This is a genomic window from Promicromonospora sp. CA-289599, from assembly GCF_050936155.1.
Taxonomy (GTDB): domain Bacteria; phylum Actinomycetota; class Actinomycetes; order Actinomycetales; family Cellulomonadaceae; genus Promicromonospora.
Genome location: NZ_JBNJNI010000001.1, coordinates 291,188 through 307,602, shown reverse-complemented (window position 1 = coordinate 307,602; position 16,415 = coordinate 291,188). Strand labels below are relative to the sequence as shown.

Sequence of the window (16,415 nt, the reverse complement as noted above, 5' to 3'; positions counted from 1 at the left end):
GATTGGGGTTCACTGACGTCGTGTCCATCCTGACGTCACCACCAGGCGCGACGGTCACGTATCCCCTGTCGCCCGGAAGGCTGCTCGCGCCGGCACGACGCATCGTGCCCTTCGTGGGGCGGACCGCCGAGCTCGCGGCGCTCCTCGACTGGTGCACGGGCCCGGAGGCGGTAGCGGTCCGGCTGGTCACCGGCCCGCGCGGCGTCGGAAAGACCCGGCTGGCCCGCGAGGCAGCACACCGGATGGCGCACGCCGGCTGGACCTGCCTCGACGTGCCGGACGGCGCAGAACCCGCGGCCCTGCCCACCGTCCCCGACGGCGCCCCCGCACTCCTGGTGATCGACGACGCCGAGACGCGCGGGCCGGCGCTCGCGGAGCTCGTGCGGGCGGCCGCACGGGGCCGCAACGGCGCGCTCCGGATCCTGCTGGTCGCGCGCGGCGTCGGTCCGTGGTTCAACCGGCTGACCGCGCCGGGGCTGGCGGTCCGGGCGCTGCTCGAACCGGCGCGCGCCGGTGACGATCTGCCTGCCCAGGTGCTTCCCGGACAGGTGGACGCGCGGCTCGTCACGGCGTTCGTGGAGCCGTACGCGGAGGCCCTCGGGGTCCCCGTGCCGCGGGTGGCCGTCGGGTCGGTGCCCGGTGGTGTCCGCATGCTCGACCTGCACGCGGCGGCGCTCTGCGCCGTCATGCGGACGCAGGTGCGCGGCCCACGGGACGCGCTGCCGGTCGATGTGTCCGACGCCCTCGACGAGCTGCTCGAGCACGAGCGCTGGACCTGGTTCCGCTCGGCCGAGGAAGCTGGGCTGCTCGGCGAGGCCGGGTTCCTGCCCGAGGCCATCGACTCCCTGGTCGCCGCCGCGACGCTCACCGGCGTGCGCACCGCGGACGCCGCGGAGAACCTCGTGCGGCGGGTCGCGGACGTCGTACCAGGGGTGCGCCCGGGTGCGGAGGCCGACATCGGGCGGTGGCTGGTGCGGCTGGACCCGCACCGGGCGCTGCCCCGCCGCCTGGTCGACCCGCACCTGCTCGGCGAGCTCACCGACACGCCCCAGCTGCTCGGGGTGTGCCTGGCGGGAGCGGCGGCGCCGTCGGTCAGGCGGGCCGCCCTGCGCACCGCCGACATGGTCGTGGAGCGGCTCGACAGGCGGTCCGAGGGCCTGAGCGACGCGCTCGACCAGCTCGGGGCGGCCCTCGCCGCGCTCCCGGAGGACGGCCACCTGTTGCGGACCGTCTCCGGAGCGCTCCCGCACCCGTCGCTCGCGCTGGGCGAGCTGCGGGCCGAGCTCACGCTGCGCACCCTCGCCGCCACTCCCGACGGCGACCGCGCGCGCCGCGCCGAGGCGCTGCGGGACGTCGGGGTGGCGCTCGGCGAGGTGGGCCGGTCCGCCGACGCCGAACGGTACGAGCGGCAGGCCGTGGCCTTGTTCCGGGATCTCGTGGAGCAGGACCCGCACCGGTTCCGGCCGCGCCTGGCCGCTGTGCTCGCGAACCTGGGTGCGACCTTGTCCGACCATGGGCGGCCGCAGGACGCGCTGCGCTGCGAGGAGGAGGCGGTCGGTCTGCTCCGGCTCGTCGACGCAGACCACCCTGGTGTGGTCGCGCTCGACCTGACGACGGCGGTGTCGAACCTCGCCGTCACGTTGGCGGAGCTGGGGAAGCCGTTGTCCGCGCTCGCGCCGAGCCGCGAGGCGGTGGAGCTCTGGCGCGGGCTGTCGGGCCGCAACCCCGACCGGTTCACGCGGGCGCTGGCCCTGTCCCTGATGAACATGGCTCGTCGGCTGCTGGAGCTCGACAGGGGTGCTGAGGCGTTGCCGGCGGCCGAGGAGTCCCTGGAGATCCGCCGGCGCCTGGCCCACGCCGATCCCGACGAGCACCTGTCGGGTCTCGGCGACTCGCTCGAGGTCATGGGCAGCGTGCTCACGGACCAGGGCAGGACCGCGGAGTCGCTGCGGTACCTCGAGGAGGCGGTGGAGATCCGGCGCCGGACCGCCGAGGAGAACCCGGGCCGATACCTCGCGGATCTCGCGCACTCGCTCCAGGCGCTGGGTACGCAGCTGTCGGGCCTCGGCAGGCGGGCCGAGGGCCTCGAGCTGCAGCAGGAGGCGGTCGGGGTGCAGCGGCGGCTCGCCGCCGACAACCCCTGCCGGTACGTGCCGGAGCTCGCCGAGGCGCTGTCCGCCCTCGGCGTCACCCACTCGAGGCTGGACCGTCCGCAGGACGCGCTCAACGCGGAGCGCGAGGCGACCAGGACCTGGCGTGAGCTGGTCGGCACCGACCCGCACCGCTACCGTCCCCGGCTGGCGCGGTCGCTGACCAACCTGAGCACGATCTTCGCCGTCCTCAAGCTCGGTGACGAGGCGGTGGCACCCGCGAGCGAGGCGGTGGCACTCCTGCGGGACCTCGTCGCGGAGAACACGCCCAAGTACCGGCCGGGCCTCGCGGCGGCACTGCGCGTGCTGGCGCTCGCGCTGCACGACCAGGGTCGGTTCGACGAGGCGCGGCAGGCCCGGGACGAGGCCGAGGAGCTGGGCGGGTTCCCGGCGGCCTGAGGCCGTGCCGCGGCGCGCTTCCGGCAGTTGTCAGGCGAAACCGATGTTCTGGTATTTAACTAGACTTGACTGATTCGTTGCCTTAAAATCAGGTTGATACACCAGGTCGTGTGCGCGAATCCTGGGGGTGGTCCAGATGCAGGGATGGGCTCGGGGAAGTCTCCTGGTCGTCGCGCTCGGCGCGACGTCCAACCTCGTTCTTACTTTCATTCCCGACGTGATGCCGCCCCGGGTGACGATCCCCATCATCTGGTGCACCGGCGTCGCGACGGTCGTCATCGCGGTCGTGTACCTGTTCGAGCAGACGGTCACCGTCCGGCAGCGGGTGGAGCGGGAAGCTGATCTCGAGCGGGCACGGCTGCTGAACGAGCTGCGGCAGTACCGGGGGATCGAGTGGGTCAGCGCCGACCGCGAGCACCGGAACGCGTCGCTGGAGATCTGGAAGTCCGCACGGTGCCAGGTGGTGGTCTTCGGGTTCGGCATGACGAGCGTCGCGCGGGACCCCAACCTGATCCGGGCGATGGTGAACCGCGGCGTGGACGTCGACGTCATCAAGGTCGACCCGCAGTGGCTCGTGGACCAGCCCGCGATCGCCGCCACCATCGACGGGTACTACGACCGGGACGAGGCATTCATCGGGCAGGTCCGGCAGGCGCACGAGCGGCTGGAAGGGCTTGCGCGCGAGATCAACGCCGAGGGTCGTGGGCAGCTGAACATCCACACCTACCGGACCACCGTGCAGTACAGCGGCTCGATCCGGGACCCGGGCACGCCAGAGGCCTCGGGCTACGTGGAGTTCCACCTCTACCGGAAGTCGATCGAGCGTCTCGGCATCGGCCTGACGCGGTACGCCGACGAGGACGAGCTCAACCCGCCGATCCTGCACCACGTCCTGCACTCGCTCTCCTTGGCCGTCGGGCACCCGGTGCCGGCGGAACGCCGTCCGCGGGCGCTCGGGCGTGGGGACGAAGGGCTCGCGCTGGGCGAGGAGGACCCGCGGCTTGCCTGAGACCAGGTGGCTTGAAACCGCGTGACATCTAGCCGAGATGTGGCACTATCCGGTGTGTGCCTTTGGAGAAAATTGCCCTGATCAGTGACGTGCACGGCAACCTCACCGCACTCGATGCGGTGCTCGACGACATCGAGTCGCGCGGTGTCGATCGGATCATCAACCTCGGTGACTTCGTGGGTAAGGGTCCACGAGGTGGCGAGGTCGTCGACCGGTGCGACAAGGTGTGCGACGTCAACATCCGGGGCAACTGGGACGACCACCTGCCTGTGTGGAGCGACGAGTCGGCGCCCGAGATGATCTGGTGGCGTGACGAGCTCAGCCAGGATCAGCGCGACTGGCTGAAGGGGCTGCCGATGAGTCACGACCTGCTGGTCAGCGGGCGGCACATCAGGTTGTTCCACGCGTCTGCGACCAGCCCGCACGTCCGGGTGCATGCCAAGCACACGGCGGAGGAGTTCGCGGGGATGTTCGCCAACACGGCGATGACGGGGGACGGCCCGGTGCCGTCCATCGTCGGCTACGGCGACATCCACGATGCCTTCGTCGAGGTGGAGCGAGGGCGCACCCTGTTCAACGTCGGGAGCGTGGGCAACCCGCTGGACGAGCCGGTTCCGAGCTACGCGATCCTGGAGGGGGTCGTCGACGAGCCGGGCCAGGCGCCGTTCGGGCTCCAGTTCGTCCGGGTGCCGTATGACATCGAGGCCGAGATCGCGGCCGCCGAGCGTCTTGGCATGCCGGCCCTGGAGCCCTACGCGGTCGAGCTCCGGACGGCGGTCTACCGCGGGTTCCAGGAGGTCTGAGCAGGTCCGGTCAGGCGGGCCGGTCCACCACGACGTCGATCCAGACCTTGCCGTCGACGTCCGGGTCGGTGATCTCCCGGGGGCGGACCTTGACCTTGACTCCGTAGACGTCGCGGGCGGCCTCCCCCACGAGCCACGTGAAGGACTCGGCCGTGTAGTGGTTCCGCCAGCGCTGGGCCGTCAGTCCGTCCGCGCCTGCCTTGATCTCCAGTCCCTGCCGGTCCGCCACGTCCGCCGTCGTGGAGATCAGCGCTTTGCCGCCCGGCGTGACGTGGCGGAGGACCTTGCGCACGGCGTCGTCGTCAGCCTCTGGCGGAAAGAGGTGGACGAAAGCGGTGGCGAGGACGAGGTCGAACCGTTCTCCGTCGAGCGGCGCCTCTGCACCCTGGTCGTCGACGTACCGGCCCGCCAGGAACTCACCGTGCAGCAGCCGGGGCTTGTGCGGCAGGGTCGCGTCGTCCGAGAGCTCGCGGGCCGCGGCGATCATGGGTGCCGAGAAGTCGACTCCGGTGACCGCATAGCCCAGCGCGGACAGGACACGCGAGTGGGTTCCGTCCGCGCAGCCGATGTCCAGTGCCGTCGGGCGGGCCGTCGCAGTTATCTGTGTAAGCCGTCCCGTCAGCCATTTCTTGGCGCTCTCTTGACGTATCCCGGTCGTTCCCTTGTAGGTGCCGACGAGCACGTCATAAGCAGCACGATTGATCTCAAGAATCGACTGAAGATCGGGAGGAGTGCTGCTGTCGGCCGAAATCAGTGCGGGCACTGCGGACGGCGCGGCCATCCATCCCCCTTGCGCGCGATGGATCGTTGCGATCCGCCAGTTGACCAGGAAAACCGTCGGACCCGTTGGGGACCGGCGGAATGGCGCTTATCGTGTCACACCTCACGCCGGCGCGCGTTCACAGGCGCGGACATGGGCAAGAGTGTGGGTGTGAGCAATTGCCGCGAGCCCGGTTCGCACGGAGAAAAGAATCATCATCGGATATCGCAACTCGCACCGATTCGACTGGACTCCGACCACCTGAGCGCGCAAGACTAGCGATGTGAACGAAATCACATTGGAAGCAGAAGTCAACCGACCGCACCAGGATCTGACGACGCTCGAGGCCGCGCGTCTGCTGGGAGTGTCGAAGCTGCACGTCATCGACCTTCTCGAGGCAGGTGAGATCGATTACCACATGGTCGGTAGCGACCTGATGTTCAACGCAGCGGAGATCGCGTCCTACAAGTCGGACCGCGAGCACCGCGACTCGGAGTCCCTCGTATCCGCATGACCCCCGCGCGGCAGCCGGCGCCCTGGCGCTTCCGCTGACGTAGCGGGTGCGCCTCGCACACCAGCGACGCCGCGCACCCTGACGCCTGAGCGCACGTTCATCACCTTCAGAACGTGCGCTCTTGTCTTTTCAGGAACCCGCTTCGGGACAGGTCACTGCCAGCCCAGCGGCTCCAGGTCCGAGCCCTCGGTCAGCAGCCCGGCGACCGCCTCGGCGGACACGGGACGCCCGCCCCACGCGTCGACGCCGGCGTTGATCTGCCGGCCGCGCCGGCGCCAGGTGTCGTGCACGTGGCCGTGCACCACCCAGGCGCCCTGGTCCGCCGGCCGGTACTCGACGAACCGGTCCTCGCCGTGCGAGTCGCCCTGGTACGGGAAGTGCGACAGCACGACGCTCTGCCCGCCCACGGTGACCGGCTCGGGCCGGTCGTGGATCTCGGCGAAGCCCGCGTCCAGGTACCGCTGCCGCTCCTTGGCCCGACGCCGTTCGCGCGCCTCCGGGTCGCCCTTGCGCAGCGCGCGGTCGCCCTCCCAGCAGCGGTCGTGGTTTCCGGGCACCAGGAGCTTGCGCCCCGCCAGCCGGCCGATGTGGGCGAGCGACTCGTCGAGCGCACCGAGGGCGACGTCGCCCAGCACCCACACGGTGTCGTCGTCGGTGACCGTCTCGTTCCAGAGCTGGACGAGCCGGGAGTTCATCGCGCCGACGCCGGGAAACGGGCGGTCGCAGAACCGGATGATGTTCAGGTGCCCGAAGTGCTGGTCGGACGTGAAGTACGTAGTCATGTCAGAACGTATTCAACAGGTTCCCGTGCCGCCGAGGAAGAGAATTCGGCGGCACGGGGGTCGTGTCCTGTGCTCAGCGTTTCTGGTTCCACGTGCAGAGCCCGCCGTCGGCGGTGAAGCTCTCCTTGTCGAGCTCTCCGTTCTCCCAGTTGAGGATGACGCCGTCGTGGCGGGTCGCCGTGAGGTAGTCGCCCGCCGGGATGGTCACGGTCTCGCTCGGGACCGTGAGCGAGTAGCCGATGCACTCCGGCTGGTCGCCCTTCGCGTAGTACGTGCAGTCGTCGCACGCGTCGATGGTGATGACGCCGGTGGCCGGCCCCGTGTAGACCATCTCGAACTCGTCCGGGCTGTAGTTGTGGACCGTCAGGGTGACGGTTCCCTCGGGCTCCTTGAGCGAAGGCAGCTTGACACCCGCCTTCGGGTCCAGCCGCGCGATGCCCGCGGCGATCTGGAGTCGTTCGGCGTATCCGGTCTCCTTCGCTCGCGGGTACGAGTCGAGGAGTGCGGCCAGGTTGGCTTCCGCGCCGACGTGGTCCTGGGCCTTGAACTGGCGCACCGCGCACTTGAGCAGCCCGGCCGGCACCTCGGTCCGCGCCTTGTCGGCCAGGGCGCTGACCTTGCCGGACTCGAAGCCGGCCAGGAAGCCTGCCGAGTCCGCCGCCGCGGCCGTCCCGCTGCAGCCCTTCTTGCTCGCCAGCTCCTTGATCAGGCCGTCTCGCCACGCCGCCAGATCGTCGGGCAGGGCTGCTGCCGGATCACTGGACGGATGGTCGGTCATCAGCTCGGTCAGCGGCCCTTCCGCGGTGGTGAGCTGATCGTCCTCGACGAACTCCATGCCGCAGTCGTGCAACGCGCCGGACAGCTCGTTCTCCGCGACCGCCTGCAGCGGGCCGGGCGTCTCCGGCAGGGCGAAGTGCCGCACCACGTTGAGTGCGTTGCACTCCGTCTCGCCCTTTGCCTGCGCGTACAGGTCGTCGATCAGACCGGGGACCCGCTCGGCGGCTCGCGTGCCCGGGTGCTGCTCTGCCGTCTGCAGATACGTGGTGTACGCGGTGTCGTAGGTCTTCTTGAACGGGCCGAAGGCCGTGCCCGCGGAGTCCAGGCTCTCCTCCGCCTGGGCCAGGTCGTGCGCGAGGAACTGCTCCAGCACCTCGTGCTGCGTCACCACGTACGCGGTGCCCAGGATCGGGACGACGGCGAGTGTGGCCCACGCGATGCGGCCGGCGGTCCGCGGCGTCCAGATGGTGCGCTGCGGCGTCTCAGGGCGCGCCCGGCGCCGGGCGAGGAGGGCGGCGTCCAGTGCGAACAGGCCGAGCACGCCGAGGTAGCCGAGCGCCCACCAGACGGCGATCGGCTCGCGCCCGATCGGCAGCGCGACCCAGGCCAGGCCGGCGGTCGCGGCCAGCGCCACGACCAGGCGGAGCCACGCGCGCAGGTGCAGATAGCCGAGACCGAGCCCGCTGAGGTTGAGCAGGGCGGCGGTCAGGGGACGGGCCGACGGGCGAGGGGCGCCGTCGGCGTCCGGGGGCGTCGCGGGCGGCTGCAGGGCCTCGCCCGTGGCGTCGGTGGGCGCTGCGGCGGGCTCCTCGGGGAGGATCGCCGTCGGCGCGGGTTCAGTGCTCATGAGCCGCGATGCTAGGTGCCCTTTCTGCCCCGAATTGGCGAAATGGGGCGGTTGAGCCGGGTGAATTACCCCGATGAGTCCGAACCGTAATGAGCGACTGTCATGTCCGCAGGGATGGGCGATGATCGGCGGGTGGACCTCGCCGTCGATCTGAGCCAGCGCACCGGTCGCACCGATGCCATCTACCGCGCGCTGCACGCGGCGCTGACCACCGGCCGGATCCCCGCGGAGCAGCGGCTGCCCTCGACCCGCGACCTGGCCCGGGACCTCGGCGTCTCGCGCGCGAGCGTCGCGGAGGCCTATGAACGGCTCGTCGCCGAGGGGTTCCTGGAGACGCGGCCCGGCTCGGGCACGTTCGCGACCGCCGCGGCGGTCGACAACCCGCGCGTGCGGCACCGCGCGGCGGGAGCCCTGCGCCCCCGGGCTGGCTGGCGCTGGACCCCGCATGCCACGAGCGGCGACGCGGCGGTCCCCGCGCACGACTTCCGGGTCGGTATCCCCGACGCGAGCCTCTTCCCGTTCGACACCTGGCGCCGTCTGCTCGCGGCCGAGTCACGGTCCGGCGGGCCGGCCGCGGGCGCGTACTCCGCCCCCGCCGGCCTGCCCCGGTTCCGGGAGGCGGTCGCCCGCTACGTGGCCGGTTCGCGCGGGGTCCACGCCGAGCCCGACGACATCATCGCGACGACCGGCGCGCAGCAGGCCCTCGACCTGGTGGCGCGCGTGCTGCTCGAACCGGGGGACGTCGTCGCCATGGAGGACCCCGGCTACCCCGAGGCGCGCGAGCTCTTCGCGCTGCACGGCGTCCGGGTGGTGCCCGTGCCGGTCGACGCCGAGGGGCTCGTCGTGGACGACATCCCGCCCCGGGCCCGCCTGGTCTACACCACCCCCTCGCACCAGTTCCCGCTCGGGATGCCGCTGTCGCTGGCCCGACGGCGGGCCCTGCTGGCCCACGCGGCGCGCCACGGCACGGCAGTGATCGAGGACGACTACGACAGCGAGTTCCGCCGCGCCCGCCGTCCGCTGGAGTCGTTGCAGGCCCTGGACCGCGACGGGCGCGTCGTCTACGTCGGCACCTTCTCGAAGTCGCTGCTGCCGGGCCTGCGGGTCGGCTATCTGGTGGCGCCCCCGTCGCTGCGCGACGCCTTGCTCGCGGCCCGGCAGCTCACCGACGGCCACGGCGCCGTGCACGTCCAGGCGGCGCTCGCCCGCTTCATCGACGACGGGCTGCTCGCCCGGCACGTCCGGAAGGCCTCCGCGCGCTACACCGAGCGGTACGAGATCCTGCTGGACGCGCTGGCGGGCCTGCCCGTGGAGCCGGTGCCGTCGGCGGCGGGCCTGCACGTCGCGGCCTACCTGTCCGCCGACGCGCCGCTGGGCTCGCAGGAGCTCGTGGCCCGTGCCCGACGCCGGTCGGTCGCCCTGGACTCCCTCGCCGCCTACGCGGTGGGTCCCCACCGCGACGGGGTGGTGCTCGGGATCGGTGGGGCGGTGACGGGCACTATCCGGCCAGGTATTCGGGTTCTGGAGCAGCTGCTGGCGTGACGGCCGCCGCGACGCGCGCCCGTCGTCGGCGCCACGTCGCCCAGGCGAGCCCGCCCAGCGCGGCGAGCAGCGGACCGGTCATGTGCGGTCCCGTCATCACGAGGAGCCCGAGCGCGGCCACCAGCGACACCGCCGCGCACCACCAGGCCGCGCCCCGGCGCGGCAGGAGCCGCAGCGCCGCGGCCGTGCCCACCACGTAGAGCAGGGAGAACGTTGCGGTCGCCATGAGGAGGATCGCCTCGGTGGACTGGTGCAGGGCGGCGAGCAGCGCCGTCGTGCCGAGGGCGACCGCCGTGATGAGCGCCAGCGAGCGGCGGGGCGTGCGGCCCGGCGCGGACGCGAGCCACGCCGGGAGCGCGCCGTCCCGGGCCAGTGCCGCGCCCATCCGGCTGCCACCGGCGAAGTACACGTTGATGGCGCCGATCGTCAGCAGCACGGCCAGCACCGTGGTGACGGGCCGGGCGCTCTCGCCGAACCCGAGCACCAGCAGGTCCGAGAGCGGTGCCGGGCCCGGTGTCGGCCCGAGCACCGCCACCGTCACGAACGCGACACCCAGGTACAGCACGCCCACCGCCGCCACCGCGACGGCGGTGGCGCGCGGGATGTCCCTGGCTGGGTTGCGGTACTCGGCGGACAGCGAGCCGAGGATCTCCCAGCCCGCGAACGCCCAGACCAGCAGGGCCGCGGCGGAGCCGACGGCGCCCCAGCCGTGCGGGGCGAACGGCGTGAGGTACGTCAGCTGCGCGTGCGGCAGGGCCACGACCACCGCGACGGCCAGCAGGAGCGCGACCACCCCCGCGATGACGAGCTGCGCCGTGCCGGACACCCGCAGGTCGAACCAGTTCATCACCGCGCACACCGCGATGATGGCGACGGTGGTGACCAGCGCGGTCCCCGTTCCGCCGCCGGTGGCGTCGGCGACGTAGGCCCCGGCGAAGCCCGCCGCGGCCGGTGCGCCCACGGGGATCGTCGCGTAGAAGGCCCAGCCGACCATGGTGGACGCCCGCTCGCCGAACGCGAGGCGGGCATAGGTGGCCACGCCGCCGCCGTCGGGGTGGCGCGCGCCGAGCGCGGCGAAGGTCGTGGCGAGCGGGATGGACAGGAGCACGAGGGCCGCCCACGCGACCAGCGATGCCGGGCCCGCCACGCCCGCGGCCAGGGCGGGCAGGGAGATGACGCCGGTGCCGAGCATGGCGCCGAGGGTGAGTGCGGCGCCCTGGGGGACGCTGAGTCCGTTCTGCATGGCCCGAGGCTATGCGTCAGGTGGACCGCCGAACGGGCCGATTCTCGACTGATCGTTCAGGCCAGTCATACCTGCGCTCACTGCCGTGCTCACACAGTGCGCGCCGGGAGCTGCGGTGCGGTCGCCAGGTCGCGCAGGCGACGCAGGCCCGCGGTGGTCGCGATGACGACCAGCGTGTCGTCGGCGTGCAGGTACCAGCCCTCCGACGGCTCGATCATGCGGCCGCCGCCCCCGCTGGCCTGCGGCTTCGTGCGGATCGCGAGCAGGCGGCTCCGCACGACGCCCTCGGCGTCCTCCTCATCACGGTCGAGATCGACGTCGTCGGGATGCATGCGGGCGAGCCGGCTGCCCTCCATGATCACTATCTCGGCGAGGACCAGCACCCGGTCCCGGTACGGGATGGTGGCCTTGACCTCCTGGCCGATCATCGACGCGGCGAACCACGGCGCGGCGAGGAACGAGGAGCTGAGTCCCACGGAGTCGGGGATCTCGCGGCGGATGCGTCGCGACAGGTCCTTGTCGTACACGCGCAGGACCTCGCGCAGCGGCGTCGGTACGTCCTCCGGCCGCGGTATGGAGCGCGCCGAGAAGCCGATGCCGATGGTCGTCGCGCCGCCGCTCGTGACCACCACTATCGCCTGGGCGGTGCCGACGTAGGCGGCGCGCAGGGTCGCCGCCCGGCGGGCGTCGCCGATCACGACGGGGACGTCCCTGGCGCGGGCGACCGCGATACCGCGCGCCGACTCGTCGATGTCGACGGCGACCACGGGCACCCCGCGGCGGTCCAGGGACCGGACGATGCGCGTGCCCAGGTCACCGAGCCCGACGACGACCACGTGGTCGGACATCGCGTGCAGCGGGGAACCGGCGTCGAGCAGGCGCTGGGTCCGCACGACGCCGTCGACCACCACACCGGTGACCCAGGGGATGACGGCGACGCTCACGATCGTCAGGACCACCTGGATGGCCTTGACGACCGGGTTGGCGTCGTGGTCGGGGTCGCTGCCCGCCAGCGCGGGCAGCACCGCCGCGTACAGCGCGCCGAGGAAGGACGAGCCGGTCGCGAGCTGCATGGTCATCGCGCCGACGAGCACGACCACGAGGAGGACACCGGCAGCGAGCAGCAGGTTCCAGCCCGAGGTGATCGCCAGGGTGCGCAGGTACTCGCCGAACCGGCGCCGCCGGTGCGGGTCCACCTCGTCCTCGTCCGGTTCGAGGTCGGCCTTCATCTCGGGCAGGACGTCGTGCTCGCCGGCGTCGGCCAGGAGCACCTTGGGGGCGAGCCCGGCCAGCTCCTTGTCGTTCGGGAGCGCCGTGACGGTGCCGTCCTCGTCGGTCGCGAACAGCACCATCCGGGTGGGCAGGGACGTCTCCGCGTCCGTCACGGCGACGAGGCGGCGGTGCTGCACAGGGAGGCGGACGAGGCGGCGCAGCGCCGCGGCGACGATCTCGGGCGCCGCGAACGCCGACGCCGAGAGCACCGTGCAGCGGTCGCGCTGCAGGTGTCGCCCGAGCGACTCGTCGAAGATCCGGACCACCACGTGCAGCGCGGGCCAGGCCTCGCGGAGCAGGAGGGCCAGGGCGACGTTGCCGCCGTCGTCCTGGTCCACGAGCGCGGCGGCGTGAGCGCGGTCCGCTCCGGCCGCCGTCAGGACCTTCTCGTCGACGCGGTCGGTCTCCACGAGGACCACCCGGTCGAGGGACTCCATCTCCTGGGCGTACCGGGAGCTGCGGTCCGGCACGATCACCGACACGGTGCCCCGGTAGCGCGTGCTGAGCGCTCTGGTCAGGCGAAACGCGAGCGGACCGTCGCCGACCACCACGTAGTGCGCGTGCGTTCCCGGTCCGACGTCTGTCATGGTCGCAGAGCGTAGCCGGGCCCTCCGACAACGACGCACGAGAGGTGCGCCGCCGTCGGAGGGCCCGGATCCGGCTTCAGGCGTTACGCCCTCAGGAGGGGACGTTCGCCACGCCGTCGGGCAGGAACCGCTTGCCCAGGACCTTCTCGCTGTAGCCGGTGCGGTCCAGGTACGGCGTGATGCCGCCCGTGTGGAAGCCCCAGCCGGCGCCGAGGATCATCGCGAGGTCGATCTGCTGCGGGCCGGGCACGACGCCCTCGTCCAGCATCAGGCCGATCTCGGTGGTCAGCGCCGTGAGCACCTGGTCGAGCACGCCGTCGGCGTCGAGCACGCTCTGGCCGTGCCGGCCGGGCTCGCCCGGCGTCAGCGCCTCGCCGAAGTACTCCTGGATCGCCGGGTTGACCGGCTTGGGCAGCCCCTTCGGGCCGTCCAGCACCACCCGGGTGCCGTCCTCGACGATCTTGGCCAGGCCGGCCGAGGCCGGGATGCGGTCGCCGAGGTTCTCCCGCAGCGACGTCAGCACGTGCTGCGCGACCGCGGGGCCCACCAGGTCGGTCAGCTCGAACGTCGGCATCGGGAAGCCGAGGGGGGCGAGCGCGCGGTCCGCGGGCTCGACGGGGGTGCCGCCCTCGATCGCGTCCAGGACCTGGCCCATCACGAGCAGCAGCAGGCGGTTCACGATGAAGCCCGGGCGGTCGGCGGACATGATCGCCGTCTTGCGGAGCTTCTTGGAGATGGCGAACGCCGTGGCCAGGGCCTCGTCCGACGTGCGCTCGGCGTTGATCACCTCGACCAGCGGCATCTGGGCCACCGGGTTGAAGAAGTGGATGCCGACCACGCGCTCGGGGTGCCGCAGGTCCGCCGCCATCTCGGTGACGGACAGCGCGGAGGTGTTGGTCGCCAGCACCGTCTCGGGGGAGATGACGCCCTCCAGCTCGGCGAACACCTTCTTCTTGAGGCCCATCACCTCCGTGACGGCCTCGATCACGAAGTCGCACGAGGCGAACTCGCCGAGGTCGGTGGTGCCGGACACCGAGGCGACGATGCGCTGCGCGGCGTCGGGGGACAGGCGCCCGCGGCCGGCGAGCTTCTCCGCCGTCTCGCGGACGAAGGAGAGGCCCTTGTCCACGCGCTCCTGGTCCAGGTCGCGCATGACCACCGGCACGCCGAGGCGCTGCGCGAAGAGGAACGCCATCTGGGCGGCCATCAGACCGGCGCCCACGACGCCGACCTTGGTGATCGGCCGGGCGAGCTTGGGGTCCGGGGCGCCCTGGGGCTTCTTGCCGCCGCCCACGAGGTTGAACGCGTAGATGCTGGCGCGCATCTCGTCCGACATGACCAGGTCCGCCAGCGCCTGGTCCTCGGCCGCGAACGCGTCGGCCTTGGTGGCGTTCCGGGCTCCGGCGATCAGCTCCAGCGCGCGGTGCGGTGCGGGACGCGAGGTGCCGACGACGGCGTCGAGCTGGGCCTTGGCAGTGCCGACGACGACGTCCCACACGGGCTGCGGGTCGAGCTCGCGGCGGGGCACCTCGATCTCACCGGTGACGACCTTGGCCGCCCAGATGATGGACTGCTCCAGGAAGTCGGCGGCTTCGAACAGCTCGTCGACCAGGCCGATCTTGAGGGCCTCGGCGGGCTTGTACGGCTTGTTCGCCGCGGGCCGCGTGAGGATGACCTCGATGGCCTTCTCGACGCCGACGAGGCGGGGTACGAGGTAGGCGCCGCCCCAGCCGGGGATGAGGCCGATGCCGGTCTCGGGCAGGCCGAGCGCGGCCGCGTCGGAGGCCACCGTGCGGTAGTCGCAGTTGAGCGCGACCTCGAGGCCACCGCCCAGCGCGAGGCCGTTGACGAACGCGAAGGTCGGCACGCCGGTGGCCGCGCGCAGGTCGCCGAGGATCGTGTACGCGGCGTGGCCCATGCGGCCCAGCTCGACGGCCTCGGCGTGGTCGTGCACCGAGGTGATGCCCTTGAGGTCGGCGCCGGCGGCGACGAAGTAGGGCTTGCCGGTGATGCCGACGGCGACGATCTCGCCGGCCTCGGCGCGGGTGCGGACGGCCTCGAGCGCGGCCTTGAGCTCGGCCATGCCGGCCGGGCCGAGCGTGTTCGGCTTGGTGTGGTCCAGGCCGTTGTCGAGCGTGACCAGCGCGAGGACGCCGGCGCCGCCGGGCAGCCGCACGTCCCGGACCAGCGAGTGGGTGACGCGCTCCGCGGGAGCGTTGGGGGTCTCAGGCACGGGTCAGTTCTCCTCGTCCGTGTGGCCGGAGTAGTCGGCGTGGTGGGGGTTCTCCCAGATGACGCTGCCGCCCTGGCCCAGACCCACGCACATGGCGGTGAGGCCGTACCGGACCTCGGGGTGCTGCTCGAACTGGCGGGCGAGCTGCGTCATCAGGCGGACGCCGGAGCCGGCCAGGGGGTGGCCCATGGCCAGCGCGCCGCCGTACTGGTTGACGCGGGCGTCGTCGTCGGCGATGCCGTAGTGGTCCAGGAAGGAGAGCACCTGTACCGCGAACGCCTCGTTGAGCTCGTACAGGCCGATGTCGTCGATCGTCAGGCCTGCGGACCTCAGGGCCTTGTCGGTCGACGGCACCGGGCCGTAGCCCATGATCTCCGGCGGCACGCCGGCGTAGCCGTAAGACACCAGGCGCATCTTCGCGGGCAGACCCAGCTCGGCGGCTACGTCGCCGGAGGCGAGGATGGCGGCGGTCGCGCCGTCGGTCAGCGGGGACGACGTCGCGGGGGTGACCCGGCCGCCCGCGCGGAACGGCGTCTTGAGGCCCTGGATGGACTCGAAGGTCGTCTCGGGGCGGGGTAGCTCGTCGGCGGTGGCCAGGCCCCAGCCCAGCTCGGCCGAGCGGACGGCGACCGGCACCAGGTCCGGGTCGATGTTGCCGTTGGCCAGGGCCTTGGCGAACTTGGCCTGCGACTCGACGGCGAACCGGTCGGCGCGCTCCTTGGTCAGCTGCGGGAACTTGTCGTGCAGGTTCTCCGCCGTGACGCCCATGTTCAGCGACTGCGGGTCCACGAGCTTCTCGGCCACGAACCGGGGGTTGACGTCGGCGTCGAAACCCATCGGGTGGCGGCCCATGTGCTCGACGCCGCCCGCGATGACGACGTCGGCGGCGCCCATGGCGATGCCCGCTGCCGTGGTGGTGGCGGCCGTCATCGCGCCGGCGCACATGCGGTCGATGGCGTAGCCCGGCACGGACTGGGGGAGACCGGCGAGCATGCCTACGGTGCGGCCGAGCGTGAGCCCCTGGTCGCCCTGCTGGGTGGTGGCGGCGATGGCCACCTCGTCGATCCGCTCCGGGGGGAGCTCGGGGTGGCGTCGCAGCAGCTCGCGCACCACCTTCACGATCAGGTCGTCGGCACGCGTCTCTGCGTAGATGCCGTCGGGCTTGGCCTTGCCGAAGGGCGTGCGGGCGCCGTCGACGAAGACGACGTCGCGTACGCCGCGGCGGGCACGCGGTGTTTCCGGGGCTGCGGTCATCAGCAGAACTCCTGGGGGTTTTCGGGACGGCGACGTCCGATGAGCGACGCCGCTGGATCGAGATACACGCTACCGCGAGTACCGGTAAAAAGCACGCAAGAAGTGAGACCGGGTTCGGGTCGCAATGAAACCGAGTCTCGCACGGGACGGGGGCGCGCAAAGAGCCCGCCGCTACCCAGTGATCCGGCCCGGAAAACTGCTCGGTTCGGGCCGAATCGCTGGGTAGCGGCGGGCTCTTTGCGC

Annotated in this window: 12 protein-coding genes; 5 read left to right on the top strand and 7 right to left on the bottom strand. The window is 72.0% G+C overall.

Translation table 11 applies throughout. The annotated features are described in order from the left end of the window. Positions 1–20: 20 nt before the first annotated feature. From ACQEVI_RS01330 to ACQEVI_RS01320, 3 genes are all read left to right on the top strand, one after another. Positions 21–2,549: a tetratricopeptide repeat protein gene (locus ACQEVI_RS01330; protein ID WP_432893878.1), complete on the top strand. Its 2,529-nt coding sequence runs from the start codon at positions 21–23 to the stop codon at positions 2,547–2,549. A gap of 136 nt (positions 2,550–2,685) precedes the next feature. Then, positions 2,686–3,558 (top strand): hypothetical protein, encoded by an 873-nt coding sequence (locus ACQEVI_RS01325; RefSeq protein WP_432893876.1) that lies wholly within the window; start codon positions 2,686–2,688, stop codon positions 3,556–3,558. A 56-nt stretch (positions 3,559–3,614) separates the two neighbouring features. Next, a complete protein-coding gene (locus tag ACQEVI_RS01320) occupies positions 3,615–4,361 on the top strand; it encodes a metallophosphoesterase family protein (RefSeq protein ID WP_432893874.1) in 747 nt (248 codons plus the stop codon). 10 nt (positions 4,362–4,371) lie between these two features. Here the strand turns inward: ACQEVI_RS01320 and ACQEVI_RS01315 are convergent, their stop codons facing one another. Then, positions 4,372–5,043 (bottom strand): class I SAM-dependent methyltransferase, encoded by a 672-nt coding sequence (locus ACQEVI_RS01315; protein WP_432893872.1) that lies wholly within the window; start codon positions 5,041–5,043, stop codon positions 4,372–4,374. Positions 5,044–5,404: 361 nt separating this feature from the next. Here ACQEVI_RS01315 and ACQEVI_RS01310 point away from each other — a divergent pair, with 361 nt between their 5' ends. Next, positions 5,405–5,635: an excisionase family DNA-binding protein gene (locus ACQEVI_RS01310; RefSeq protein WP_357502358.1), complete on the top strand. Its 231-nt coding sequence runs from the start codon at positions 5,405–5,407 to the stop codon at positions 5,633–5,635. A gap of 152 nt (positions 5,636–5,787) precedes the next feature. On the opposite strand, the gene ACQEVI_RS01305 is transcribed toward ACQEVI_RS01310, so the two are convergent. Both ACQEVI_RS01305 and ACQEVI_RS01300 read right to left on the bottom strand, forming a co-directional pair. After that, on the bottom strand, positions 5,788–6,417 hold the full coding sequence (locus tag ACQEVI_RS01305; RefSeq protein ID WP_432893870.1) for a metallophosphoesterase family protein: 630 nt from the start codon (positions 6,415–6,417) through the stop codon (positions 5,788–5,790). A gap of 73 nt (positions 6,418–6,490) precedes the next feature. Next, entirely contained in the window at positions 6,491–8,041 is a 1,551-nt protein-coding gene (locus ACQEVI_RS01300) for a hypothetical protein (protein ID WP_432893868.1), read from the bottom strand. Between the two features lie 102 nt (positions 8,042–8,143). On the opposite strand from ACQEVI_RS01300, the gene ACQEVI_RS01295 reads away from it, so the two are divergent. Beyond that, positions 8,144–9,583: a PLP-dependent aminotransferase family protein gene (locus tag ACQEVI_RS01295; RefSeq protein WP_432893866.1), complete on the top strand. Its 1,440-nt coding sequence runs from the start codon at positions 8,144–8,146 to the stop codon at positions 9,581–9,583. On the opposite strand, the gene ACQEVI_RS01290 is transcribed toward ACQEVI_RS01295, so the two are convergent. The 4 genes from ACQEVI_RS01290 to ACQEVI_RS01275 form a co-directional block, all read right to left on the bottom strand. Then, positions 9,540–10,826 carry an APC family permease gene (locus ACQEVI_RS01290; RefSeq protein ID WP_432893864.1) on the bottom strand — a complete coding sequence of 429 codons (1,287 nt, stop codon included), beginning with the start codon at positions 10,824–10,826 and terminating at the stop codon, positions 9,540–9,542. The two genes, ACQEVI_RS01295 and ACQEVI_RS01290, sit on opposite strands and share 44 nt — an antisense overlap. Before the next feature lie 89 nt (positions 10,827–10,915). Further along, positions 10,916–12,685: an NAD-binding protein gene (locus tag ACQEVI_RS01285; protein WP_432893862.1), complete on the bottom strand. Its 1,770-nt coding sequence runs from the start codon at positions 12,683–12,685 to the stop codon at positions 10,916–10,918. 91 nt (positions 12,686–12,776) lie between these two features. Continuing rightward, the gene (locus tag ACQEVI_RS01280) at positions 12,777–14,918 is read right to left on the bottom strand and encodes a 3-hydroxyacyl-CoA dehydrogenase NAD-binding domain-containing protein (RefSeq protein ID WP_432893860.1); all 2,142 of its coding nucleotides are present in this window, start codon (positions 14,916–14,918) and stop codon (positions 12,777–12,779) included. A 3-nt stretch (positions 14,919–14,921) separates the two neighbouring features. Further along, positions 14,922–16,172 carry a thiolase family protein gene (locus tag ACQEVI_RS01275; RefSeq protein WP_432893858.1) on the bottom strand — a complete coding sequence of 417 codons (1,251 nt, stop codon included), beginning with the start codon at positions 16,170–16,172 and terminating at the stop codon, positions 14,922–14,924. Positions 16,173–16,415 lie beyond the last annotated feature (243 nt).